Source organism: Bacillus hominis (genome assembly GCF_030348325.1).
Lineage (GTDB): Bacteria > Bacillota > Bacilli > Bacillales > Bacillaceae_G > Bacillus_A > Bacillus_A hominis.
The window spans coordinates 396039-409005 of record NZ_JAUCFS010000005.1; the positions used below are offsets into that span (position 1 = coordinate 396039).

At 34.1% G+C, this 12967-nt stretch carries 8 protein-coding genes; 7 read left to right on the plus strand and 1 reads right to left on the minus strand.

What is annotated here, in order from left to right; genetic code table 11:
- Window positions 1–261: 261 nt before the first annotated feature.
- The 4 genes from QUF93_RS04495 to QUF93_RS04510 all read left to right on the plus strand — a co-directional run bounded on the left by QUF93_RS04495 (window position 262) and on the right by QUF93_RS04510 (window position 7728).
- The gene (locus QUF93_RS04495) at window positions 262–1926 is read left to right on the plus strand and encodes a glycoside hydrolase family 13 protein (protein WP_289357988.1); all 1665 of its coding nucleotides are present in this window, start codon (window positions 262–264) and stop codon (window positions 1924–1926) included.
- Window positions 1927–2126: 200 nt separating this feature from the next.
- Window positions 2127–3764, plus strand: a complete 1638-nt coding sequence (locus QUF93_RS04500) for a PTS transporter subunit IIBC (RefSeq protein WP_002115763.1) — start codon at window positions 2127–2129, stop codon at window positions 3762–3764.
- 4 nt (window positions 3765–3768) lie between these two features.
- Window positions 3769–4560 carry an endonuclease/exonuclease/phosphatase family protein gene (locus QUF93_RS04505; RefSeq protein WP_289357989.1) on the plus strand — a complete coding sequence of 264 codons (792 nt, stop codon included), beginning with the start codon at window positions 3769–3771 and terminating at the stop codon, window positions 4558–4560.
- 306 nt (window positions 4561–4866) lie between these two features.
- A complete protein-coding gene (locus QUF93_RS04510) occupies window positions 4867–7728 on the plus strand; it encodes a YhgE/Pip domain-containing protein (protein ID WP_289357990.1) in 2862 nt (953 codons plus the stop codon).
- 295 nt (window positions 7729–8023) lie between these two features.
- Here QUF93_RS04510 and QUF93_RS04515 read toward each other — a convergent pair whose 3' ends face one another.
- A complete protein-coding gene (locus QUF93_RS04515) occupies window positions 8024–8728 on the minus strand; it encodes a glycosyltransferase (protein WP_289357991.1) in 705 nt (234 codons plus the stop codon).
- 517 nt (window positions 8729–9245) lie between these two features.
- On the opposite strand from QUF93_RS04515, the gene QUF93_RS04520 reads away from it, so the two are divergent.
- The 3 genes from QUF93_RS04520 to topB all read left to right on the plus strand — a co-directional run bounded on the left by QUF93_RS04520 (window position 9246) and on the right by topB (window position 12928).
- Window positions 9246–10073 carry a glycosyltransferase family 2 protein gene (locus QUF93_RS04520; protein ID WP_289357992.1) on the plus strand — a complete coding sequence of 276 codons (828 nt, stop codon included), beginning with the start codon at window positions 9246–9248 and terminating at the stop codon, window positions 10071–10073.
- Window positions 10074–10220: 147 nt separating this feature from the next.
- Entirely contained in the window at window positions 10221–10385 is a 165-nt protein-coding gene (locus tag QUF93_RS04525; RefSeq protein WP_289357993.1) for a hypothetical protein, read from the plus strand.
- A 353-nt stretch (window positions 10386–10738) separates the two neighbouring features.
- Window positions 10739–12928 (plus strand): DNA topoisomerase III, encoded by a 2190-nt coding sequence (topB, locus tag QUF93_RS04530; RefSeq protein WP_289375212.1) that lies wholly within the window; start codon window positions 10739–10741, stop codon window positions 12926–12928.
- The last annotated feature ends 39 nt before the right edge of the window (window positions 12929–12967 follow it).

A 12967-nucleotide genomic window follows, 5' to 3' on the forward strand; every position in this document is an offset into this window, starting at 1 on the left:
GTTTTGTTCCTCCCCCACTGATTATCAGCCCTCACCAATCGGACTTTTAGGGGCAGCCCGACCCCCACCGAACTTTTTTGCTTTCGCTGAATTTTGAGATAGGGTTCTTACTGCCCGGCCAATAGCGGGATAAAGCATAAGAATAAGGAATCTACATAGAGTTCAATGAAAACAGTTGCAAACTATTCATATTTTGTTATGATAGTGTTACGAAAACGTTTGCATAAAAATTCCGGTGGGATGCAAAAGGAGAGAATGGTTATGAATAAGACATGGTGGAAAGAAGCGGTTGCTTATCAAATTTATCCACGTAGCTTTATGGATTCAAATGGTGATGGTATTGGAGATTTACAAGGTATTATTGCAAAACTGGATTATTTAAAAGATTTAGGTATAGATGTAATTTGGATTTGTCCAATGTATAAGTCACCTAATGATGATAATGGTTATGATATTAGTGATTATCAAGATATTATGGATGAGTTTGGTACAATGGCAGATTTTGATGCTTTACTAGATGAAGTTCATAAGCGTGATATGAAGCTTATTATTGATTTAGTTATTAATCATACGAGTGATGAACATCCATGGTTTATTGAATCTCGTTCATCTAAAGACAATCCGAAGCGTGATTGGTATATTTGGCATGATGGTAAAGACGGCGTAGAACCAAACAACTGGGAAAGTATTTTTAATGGATCGGCATGGGAATACGATGAAGTAACAGGTCAATATTATTTACATTTATTCTCGCGTAAACAACCAGATTTGAACTGGGAGAATAAAGAAGTTCGCGAAATATTATACGATACGGTTAATTGGTGGCTTGATAAAGGTATCGATGGTTTCCGTGTTGATGCGATCAGCCATATTAAAAAAGAAGAAGGCCTCAAGGATATGCCAAATCCAAAAGAGTTAAAATATGTGCCATCTTTTGATAAGCATATGAATGTAAATGGTATTCAACCTTTATTAGAAGAGTTAAAAGAAAATACATTTTCTAAGTACGACATTATGACTGTTGGTGAAGCTAACGGCGTTAAGATTGAAGATGCTGAGCTTTGGGTTGGAGAAGAAAAAGGTAAATTCAATATGGTATTCCAGTTTGAACATTTAAGCTTATGGGATGCAGAAAAGAAGAAAGACCTTGATGTTGTAGCATTGAAAAAGGTATTAACGAAATGGCAAAAAGGATTAGAAAATAAAGGATGGAATGCTTTATATATCGAGAATCACGATAAGCCACGTATCGTTTCAACGTGGGGAGATGATAAACAATTTTGGCGTGAAAGTGCAACAGCTTTAGGTGCGATGTATTTCTTTATGCACGGTACACCGTTTATTTATCAAGGACAAGAAATTGGTATGACAAATGTTCAATTCCCAAATATTGAAGATTATGATGATGTAGCAATTAAAAATTTATATCGTGAGAAAATTGCAGAAGGAGTATCGCATCAAGATATGATGGAAATTATATGGGCTTCTTGCCGCGATAATTCACGTACACCTATGCAGTGGAATGCTGAAAGTAATGCTGGCTTTACAAAGGGAACACCTTGGTTTGGCATGAATCCAAATTATGAAGAAATTAATGTTGAAAAGCAGAAAAATGAAGAGGGATCGATTTTCAATTTCTACAAGAAGATGATTGCCTTGAAAAAAGAGCACGATGTATTAAATTATGGTACGTATGATTTACTTTTAGAAGATGATCCGCAAATTTACGCATATACTCGTACATTAAACGATGAAAAAATCATTGTTATTAGTAATATCTCGAAAGAGGAAGCAGTGTATAATGAGGGTATATTTACATTAGAACGCAAACGTTTGCTTTTAAATAACTATGAAGTTGCAGAAAATGAACAAGTAACTTCAATCACGTTAAAACCTTATGAAACAAGGGTTTATCGCATTTCATAATAAAAAAGGATGCTCTTTGAGCATCTTTTTTTATGAAAAAAAATAAATTTCTATTGCAATGTGAAAACGCTTTTATTAAAATAGATTTATGAAAACGGTTGCGTAAAGGGAAAAGTAATATAAGGAATCGTTTTCATAAGAAAAACAGAAATTATAATTTAAATCATTATGTTGTTATAAATAAAGGGGAGGAAGAACAGATGAAAATTACGTCTTTTGATTTTTGGCAAAAGTTCGGGAAAGCATTATTAGTTGTTGTAGCTGTAATGCCAGCAGCTGGTTTAATGATTTCTATCGGTAAGTTAATTGGGATGTCTGCTGGGGATATTAACGCAGTTCATACCATTGCTCGAGTAATGGAAGACATCGGTTGGGCAATTATTACAAATCTTCATATTTTATTCGCAGTAGCAATTGGGGGATCTTGGGCGAAGGATCGCGCAGGTGGTGCATTTGCAGCACTGTTAGCATTCGTCTTAACAAACAGAATTACAGGAGCTATCTTTGGCGTAAACGCCCAAATGTTAGCGGATTCAAAAGCGACAGTTTCTTCATCATTAGCAGGTGATTTACTTGTAAAAGATTATTTCACTTCTGTACTTGGTGCACCAGCATTAAACATGGGAGTTTTCGTAGGGATTATCACAGGTTTCTTAGGAGCTACTTTATATAACAAATACTACAATTATAATAAACTGCCACAGGCATTAGCATTCTTTAATGGAAAACGATTCGTACCATTCGTTGTAATTGTTTGGTCTACAGTCACTGCGATTGTATTATCACTTTTATGGCCATTTATCCAAAGTGGATTAAATGAATTTGGTCGCTGGATTGCAGCATCTAAAGATAGCGCACCAGTTGTTGCACCATTTGTATACGGAACGTTAGAACGTTTATTATTACCGTTTGGATTACATCATATGTTAACGATTCCGATGAACTACACAGAGCTAGGCGGAACATATACGATGTTAACTGGCTCAAAAGTTGGACAAATTGTAGCAGGACAAGATCCATTATGGCTTGCATGGATTACAGATTTAAATAACTTATTAGCAAATGGAGATATGAAAGCATATAACGATTTATTAAATAACGTTGTACCAGCTCGTTTCAAAGCTGGACAAGTTATTGGTTCATCAGCAGCTTTAATGGGGATTGCGTTTGCGATGTTCCGTAATGTTGATAAAGAAAAACGTGCAAAATATAAACCAATGTTCTTATCAGCTGCATTAGCAGTATTCTTAACAGGTGTAACAGAACCAATTGAATTCATGTTCATGTTTATTGCGCCAGTATTATATGTTGTGTATGCAATTACAACAGGTCTTGCATTCGCATTAGCAGATTTAATTCATTTACGTGTTCATGCATTCGGATTTATTGAGTTAATTACTCGTACACCAATGATGGTCAATGCAGGATTAACAAGAGATTTAATTAACTTTGTCATTGTCTCACTAGTGTTCTTCGGTCTTAACTTTACATTATTCAATTTCTTAATTAAAAAATTCAATTTACCAACACCAGGACGTGCAGGTAACTACATTGATAATGAAGATGAGTCATCAGAAGGAACAGGAAACGTACAAGATGGTTCATTAGCAACAAAAGTTATTGATTTATTGGGCGGAAAAGATAATATTGCTGACGTAGATGCTTGTATGACACGTTTACGTGTAACAGTAAAAGATTTAGATGTTGTTGCACCAGAAGCAAAATGGAAACAAAATGGTGCTTTAGGACTTATTGTAAAAGATAAAGGTGTACAAGCAGTATATGGCCCGAAAGCTGACGTATTAAAGTCAGACATTCAAGATATGTTAGGTGCGTAATAATATGAAATTGCTAACTTTAAATTGTCACTCTTGGCAAGAAGAGAATCAAATGGAAAAGATTAAATATCTTGCTAAAGTAATTCAAGAAGAAGAGTATGATGTAATCGCATTGCAAGAAGTTAGTCAGTCGATACAGGCTAAAATTGTATGCGGTAACAAGAAAGAAGATAATTTTGGACTTTTACTATTAGAAGAGTTGAAAGCGTTATATGTAAAAGATTACAATATTACTTGGGATTTCTCTCATATTGGTTATGATGTGTACGAAGAAGGATTAGCGATTATAACAAAGCATAATATTATAAAAGAAGATACGTTCTTTGTATCAGAAAACAAGGATACAACGTATTGGAAAACACGCAAAATTGTAAGTACAACAATTGCTTATAATGGTAAGAATATAACGTTTTACTCTTGCCATCTCGGTTGGTGGAATGATGAAGAAGAATCATTCAAAGGTCAAGTCGATCGTTTGATTGAGCGTGTAGATAGCAATGAACTTGCCTTCTTAATGGGTGATTTTAATAACAATGCTCGTTTGGAAGGCGAGGGTTATGAGTATATGATGCAAAAAGGTTTGTATGACACATACGAACTAGCAATAGAGAAGGATGAAGGAACAACTGTCCAAGGCGAGATTGCTGGTTGGGATGAAAATAAACATAATTTGCGAATTGATTTAATATTGTGTAACCAAAGTAAAACCGTTCGTTCTTCAAAAGTCATTTTTAATGGTACAAATCGAAATGTAATTTCAGATCATTTCGGTGTAGAAGTTCAATTAGATATATAATAGAAGAAATCCTCACAGATATAAAAAAAGCTGTGAGGATTTTTTAGGAATACAAGTATTTCCAAGAGAAAATACTTGTATTTTTTATGACATTTCCTATATATTTGTTATTACTGAATGTAAAACCGATTTGGTCATTTTGTATTCATATTTTCACTTACTTCGTTATATAATAAAGTAAGTGAAATATTTAATAGGGAAAATAGTGCATTTTCGTTTAATCCACGATGTAGAAAGTGATATAATTGCAAAATGTGTGCATCATTTTCTAAAGAAGGAAAAATATATAATTAGGTGATAACTTATATGAAACAAATTTGGCGTATTTATAAGACAGACTTACGGAATGTGGCCAAACATTGGGCTGCAATTGTTATTGTTTTAGGATTAATGGTTCTACCATCGTTATATGCGTGGTTTAACATTAAAGCTTCTTGGGATCCTTACGGAAATACGAAAGGAATCCAGATTGCAGTTTCTAACCAAGATGTTGGGTCAAATTTAAGAGGGAAAGATATTAACATTGGGGAAGAAATTGTAGATTCACTTAAGAAGGATAAAAATTTCGGGTGGAAGTTTGTCGATGAAAAGCAAGCAATTTATGGAGTAGAGCGTGGAGATTATTCCGCGAGTATTACTATTCCAAAAGATTTTTCTGAAAAGATTGCAACAGTCTTGAATGAAAATCCACAGAAACCGGAAATTGATTATTACGTAAATGAAAAAGTGAATGCCATTGCACCGAAGATTACAGCTAAAGGTGCATCGGGTCTTACAGAAGAGGTTAGTAAAAACTTTGTTAAAACAGCAAACGGTGAGATTTTTAAAATCTTCAATGACCTTGGAATCGATTTAGAAACAAACTTACCAAGTATTGAAAAGGTAAAGGATCTTGTATTTAAGTTAGAAGCGCAGTTCCCAGAAATGAATACACTTGTGGATAAGGCATTAGATGATGCGACTCAAGCAGAAGACATTGTGAAAGTAGCACAAAAAGATCTACCTGTTGTAGAGAGTGTAATAAATGATGGGCAGGAAGCGTTGGCAAATTTAGACAAGTTCTTTGCGAATCAAGATCAAACGTTGAAAAATGCTCCAGCAACAATAAGAAATGATTTAGTAGCAGCAAAAGGCGTTATGGATAGTGCAGCTGCATTTACTGACTTTTTAATGAATCCGGGTGTGGATTTAGCTATTCCTGATTTGTCTGGAATGAATGGATTGCCTGAATTCCCAGCGAGACCGGACCTTTCTAAGTTGAATAGTGATGGTTATAAGGGTATAGCGCAAAGTATTAATCAAACAGTAAATAATGTTTTAAGTTCATCACGTGCAGGAACAGCTTATGGGAAAAGTGTTTTAAATGGATTACAAAATGGGAAATTTGATCCAGAACAAGCAAAGAAAGATTTAAATGCCGTATCAGATCACTTGCAAACTGGTACAGATGGTATTTCATATCTTATTAATTTATTTACTGAACTTCAAAACTCAGTGACGACTGATTTTGGAAAAAGCTTTTTCAAAGGACGAGTGGATCACTTAACCAATCTTAAAAGCAGTATGGAAAATGCAAACAACGGTATTAAAGACATTGTAAATGCTGTCGGTACAGGACAAGAAGTAAAGAAAGATGTAACAGATGTAGCTAATCAAAAATTAGATGCAGCAAATGCATTAATTGATAAAGCTGAAAAAGACTACAATGAAACATTTGTAGCAGATTATCAAAAAGCAGTTAGTACAGTAGATCAAGCTAAAGTTGATGCAAATACAGCATATGATAATGCAAAAGCAGATTACGATAAAGCGAAAAATGGCCTTGAAGGTGCTAAAGCAGATTTACAAAAAGCAAAAGAAGATATACAAAATAAAGGTGTTAACGGTTTAGATTCAACGAAAGTAGCTTTAAATAGCTTAAATAGTCAATTCCAATCTGGAATCGGTTTAATTAATGATATGATCCCAGTTTTAGAAAGTACAAATAAGGTTTTAGCAGATGTGAATAGTGATAAAAACCTTAATAATGGAATTACAAAGTTAAATAAAGCGAAAAGTAGTTTACAAAAAGGTGTAGAGGCAACGAATAAGGGAATTACACTTATTAATAATGGGCAGAAGCCTACAAAAGATGTAATTGAGAGTATTAACAACGCTGCGAAAGGCGGATCAGCTCAATTAACAGATGTATTATCGACGTATGATGCAGAAATTGTACCAGGCTTCAATACAGCAATTGCTCGTACAAAAGAGATGTCTAAAAATACAACTCAAATTTTAAATGATGCAAACAAAAAGCTTCCAGATGTTAAGAAGTTACTAGAAGATTCATCAAAAGGATTAGTAGACGGTAGAAAGAAATTAGCAGATATTAAAGCTGAAATGCCAGCTACTGAGAAAAAGATTAAAGAATTAGCAAATAAAATTCGTGATTTTGAATCAGAAGAGGATATAAAAGACATCATACGCTTATTGAAAAATGATGTTGAAAAGCAAAGTGATTACTTCGCAAATCCAGTAAATTTAAAAGAGAATAAATTATTTGCGATGCCGAACTACGGTTCAGCGATGTCACCATTCTATACAGTGCTTGCATTATGGGTAGGCGCACTATTAATGGTTTCGTTATTAACGGTAGAAGTACATGAAGAGGGCGCTAAGTATAAGAGCCATGAAATATACTTTGGACGTTTATTAACATTCTTAACGATAGGTATTTCACAGGCGTTTATCGTATCGATGGGGGATATATTCTTACTCGGTACGTACGTAGTCGATAAATTCTGGTTTGTGTTATTTAGTTTATTTATTGGGGGAGTATTTGTTTGTATCGTGTACTCACTCGTTTCTATTTTCGGAAACGTTGGGAAATCGATGGCGATCATTTTACTTGTACTGCAAGTAGCAGGATCGGGTGGTACATTCCCAATTGAAATGACACCACCGTTCTTCCAAATGATTTATCCATTCTTGCCATTCACGTACGCAATTAGCGCAATTCGTGAAACTGTAGGTGGAATGCTTTGGGATATAGTAACTAGAGATTTACTCGTGCTAACTGCTTTTGTAGTTATCATAGTTGTGGCGGCATTAGTACTGAAAAAGCCAATTAACAAATCAAGTGAAAAGTTTGTTGAGAACGCAAAAGGAAGTAAAATCATTCATTAAAATAAAAGGATCCTACCGAGAGTGGTAGGATCCTTTTCGTTTACTCAAATTTTAAGTTATTTATTGGTTCTTCTTCTTTTTATCGGTGAACACCTCTTATATAGAATAATTTCTCTCTATATTGTGCTCCAGATTTACTGTGACACCTCAAAGTAATATGTGGTTGATAGTGCGGCGGTCTAAACAAGATTTCCTTTTTCATACTAATCGCACATCTTCTGTAGGGTGATAGTATCATTGTGTTCAAGATGTAAAGGTTCATTGTACACGTGTTATATTTTTTGCACCAGAACCATTAGTCCACCCATTTCACTAAATTGGGAGTAGGATCTAATATGGAGTCATATTGTTCCTTCCATCCATATATGGCATCAGGATCTAGCTTTTTATAGCGTTCATATTTCCTTTGACGGTCATTTTCTTGAGCCCATCCATAATGTTTTAATCTGGATGAATGGCATGTATAAGGAAATTGCAAAATAGTATTAGGAAATCTTCCACAATGTAAAGGGGTATTGTTCCAACTATACGTTAATTCATCACGATATCTTATTAAAAATGGACGGTAATAACGATGGGCTTGCCAGTAATCGTCATCTCTATAGTGGGTCTCTGACCACATATCATATAGCCGAAAGTAAACCGCGTCATAGTGACTATGAGTTAAAATATTTCCTATTTCTTGTTCGAAACCAGATTCGAAAATTTCGTCTGCATCTAAATTTAAAATCCATTCAGGTTTCAATTTTACAGCTTCGTCCCATTGTTTTTGACGAAGTTGAACCTCATTTGTAAACATAGAATTTTCATTTTCTATAAGTGTATAAGGGGTATTTTTTAATAGTTTTTTACATAACTCTATCGTCCCATCTGTGCTCGCATCGTCAACAATCACCACATGGTCCACAAATGGCAAGTGATGTTCTAACGCTCTCTGCAGATAACGATTTTCTTCGTTTTTAACTACCATACTTAGAAGAAGTCTAGGTTTTGTAATCACTTGAATCTCCTCTTTCCGTTTTAGTTCATATTTCTTCTGTTACTGTTCAAAGAACTTAATAGGCTGTAGCATATTTATCTATGTTTTTCTACGATTAGTATAGATATTCCAAGGTTACTTACACCTATAATATGTATGCGGTTCGGAATGTTAACTAAAGTCTTTTTACAAAAAGGCATATTAATATGCCTTCCAGGTCTTTAACAAATATATATAAACTGCTAAAAAGAAATGACATTATTTTTGTTCATATCTAGAATTTGCTGGAATGTATCATTTTTCGACAGAATACTTTTTCTTTAAAAATATTGAATTGTGAAACGCCCATTTTAAGTGAGGTAGTGATACGATTCGTGATCTAATCCATCCGATTATAAATGATTGTTCTCTGTTTTGAATGTACTCATTTCTTTGAAGGATATTGTTAGCTGTAACCTAATTTATAGGTTATTTTCTGCATCAGAACCATATACATTATAAAAAACAATGATTTATTGTGATACCAAGGAGGATTACAATGAAAAACAGAATAATAATTGGAAGCCCTATTCATCAATACCCTTCTATTTTGAATGAATTTCTCTTTTCATTAACAGAATTAAACACCGAAAACTGTGTTGTGCATTATATCTTTTTTGATGACAATGAAGACCTAGTGTCCAAAAACATATTGAATCAATTTTGTAGCAATCGTACAGACGTTACAATTTTACAAGACCAAAAATCCCCTCCAGAATCTTATTATAAGGATGAAAACACTCATTACTGGCCCACAAATCAAGTTTGGAAAGTAGCTGCAATGAAGGATAAAATAATTGATTATGCAAAAGAAAATCAGTATGATTATTTATTTTTAATCGATTCTGATTTGGTTCTTCATCCAGACACTTTACAGCAATTGATTAAATCAAAAAAGGATATTATTTCAAATATTTTTTGGACTAAATGGGCAGCTAATAGTAGAGAACTGCCGCAAGTTTGGATGATGGATACATATACTTTTTATAAAAAAGATGAAAAAACAATATTAACTGGAGAAGAAGAAATAGCAAAAACTGAAGGGTTTTTGAATATGTTAAGACAGCCAGGGGTGTATAACGTAGGGGGACTTGGAGCATGCACCTTAATTAGCCAAAAAGCAATGAAATCTGGTGTGTGTTTTAAAGAGATTCCTAATATTTCATTTTGGGGGGAAGATCGACATTTTTGCATACGTGCCATGGCCATGGGATTAGAATTATATGTGGATACACATTATCCAGCTTATCATATTTACCGTCAATCAGATCTAATTGGATTGAAAAATTATAAAGAAGATAACGGGTTGACTGTGCGAAAAGAATAATGTGTTACTATCAATCCCTTGAAATTCTGGTGTGAAAAACGCTATATGTCAAAAAAATTATGATCGTTTTTGGAACTAGACCTGAAGCTATTAAAATAATATACATAAATAAACTTAATAACTTGTTTAACAGCACAACATGGAGAAATGGTCGATCAAATATTAACCTATTTTAATATTAATCCTGACTATGATTTAAAAGCAGGATCAGAATTTGGAAGGTATCGAAATTTAGAGCAGGTGAAGCAAGTCGCAGAGAATTCAGCAGAAGCACTTGAAATACTGTTAAAACAAGTGGAGATCATGAAGTAATCTTATATTACGAACATAGTTGATACAGCTATAAAAGCCTGTTTTTTTATAAAAATTTCACACTTCACTAGAAGGCTTGACTCCATTTTGATTAAACTTTATTCAAAATGGAGTTTTTTTATTGGATGCTTAATTAGATTGTGCGACTTCGTTTTTATTAAACTTAATACAAACCCTACATAAATCACTTTCCAAATGAGGTTTATAGAGAGAATAAGAAATTAAGACAAGAAGTAGAGATACTTAAACAAGCTATGTCAATTATGACTGCCAAATAGAAGGTGATCCTTACTGTTCTTCTTGAAAACTGTGGTATATTAAACGGTATATAGTTAGTAAAGGAGTTTGAATAAATGGTAAAGAGTTTAGTAATTGCTGAGAAACCATCAGTTGCACGTGATATAGCAAAAGTATTAAAGTGTACAAAAAAAGGTAATGGATTTTTAGAAGGTGACAAATACATTGTGACTTGGGCTCTCGGTCATTTGGTGACGCTTGCAGATCCTGAGGTTTATGATAATAAGTATAAAACATGGAATCTTGAAGATCTTCCAATGCTTCCAGAACGTATGAAATTAGTTGTTATAAAGCAAACGGGAAAACAGTTTAATGCTGTGAAACATCAACTTAGCCGAAATGATGTTAATGAGGTGGTTGTGGCTACAGACGCTGGAAGAGAGGGAGAATTAGTTGCACGTTGGATAATTGAAAAAGCAAAAGTGAATAAACCAATTAAACGTTTATGGATTTCTTCTGTAACAGACAAAGCAATTAAAGATGGTTTTAATAATTTGAAACCAGGTAAAGCATATGATAATTTATACGCTTCAGCTGTCGCACGTTCAGAGGCTGACTGGTATATCGGTCTTAATGCGACTCGAGCTTTAACAACTCGCTTTAATGCTCAGCTAAATTGTGGTCGTGTACAAACACCTACTGTAGCTATGATCGCTAGTCGTGAAGATGAAATAAAAAACTTCAAAGCTCAAACTTACTACGGTATCGAAGCTCAAACAACTGATAAGTTAAAACTAACTTGGCAAGATGCAAACGGTAATAGCCGTAGTTTTAATAAAGAAAAAATTGATGGTATTGTAAAAAATCTAGATAAACAAAATGCCACTGTTGTGGAAATTGATAAAAAACAGAAGAAGTCATTCTCTCCTGGTCTTTACGATTTAACTGAATTGCAACGTGATGCAAATAAAAAGTTTGGTTACTCTGCTAAAGAAACATTAAACATTATGCAGAAATTATATGAACAACATAAAGTACTAACGTATCCTCGTACAGATTCACGCTACATTTCATCTGATATCGTTGGAACACTTCCAGAACGTCTAAAAGCGTGCGGCGTCGGAGAATATCGTCCTTTAGCACATAAAGTACTACAAAAGCCAATCAAACCTAATAAATCATTTGTTGATGATAGTAAAGTAAGCGATCATCACGCAATTATTCCGACAGAAGGATATGTTAACTTCTCAGCCTTCACAGATAAAGAGCGTAAAATTTATGATTTAGTTGTAAAACGTTTCTTAGCTGTTTTATTCCCAGCATTCGAATACGAGCAACTAACGTTACGTACAAATGTTGGTAATGAAACATTCATTGCACGCGGAAAAACGGTTTTACATGCCGGTTGGAAAGAAGTATATGAAAATCGCTTTGAAGATGATGATGTAACTGATGACGTAAAAGAGCAACTTCTACCTCACATTGAGAAAGGCGATACATTAACTGTAAAGTTAATTATGCAAACATCAGGTCAAACAAAAGCACCTGCACGATTTAACGAAGCGACTTTACTTTCAGCAATGGAGAATCCTACAAAATATATGGATACGCAAAATAAACAACTTGCTGATACGTTAAAATCGACTGGTGGATTAGGTACTGTAGCGACACGCGCTGATATTATCGACAAGCTATTCAATTCATTCTTAATTGAAAAACGTGGCAAAGATATTCATATTACTTCTAAAGGTCGTCAGTTACTTGATTTAGTACCAGAAGAACTAAAATCTCCTACACTAACTGGTGAATGGGAACAAAAACTTGAGGCTATCGCAAAAGGTAAACTGAAAAAAGAAGCATTCATTTCTGAAATGAAGAACTATACAAAAGAAATTGTTTCTGAAATTAAATCGAGTGATAAAAAATATAAACATGACAATATTTCAACGAAGTCTTGTCCAGACTGTGGTAAACCAATGCTAGAAGTAAACGGCAAAAAAGGAAAAATGCTCGTATGCCAAGACCGTGAATGTGGTCACCGTAAAAATGTATCACGAACTACAAACGCGCGCTGTCCACAATGTAAGAAAAAACTAGAACTACGCGGTGAAGGCGCTGGCCAAATCTTTGCATGTAAATGTGGCTATCGTGAGAAATTATCGACATTCCAAGAGAGACGTAAAAAAGAGTCTGGAAACAAAGCTGATAAACGCGATGTTCAAAAGTATATGAAACAACAGAACAAAGAAGAAGAACCATTAAATAATCCATTCGCAGAGGCATTAAAGAAACTAAAATTTGATTAAATTAACCAACATGGATACTTATCTGTTTCTATTAATTTT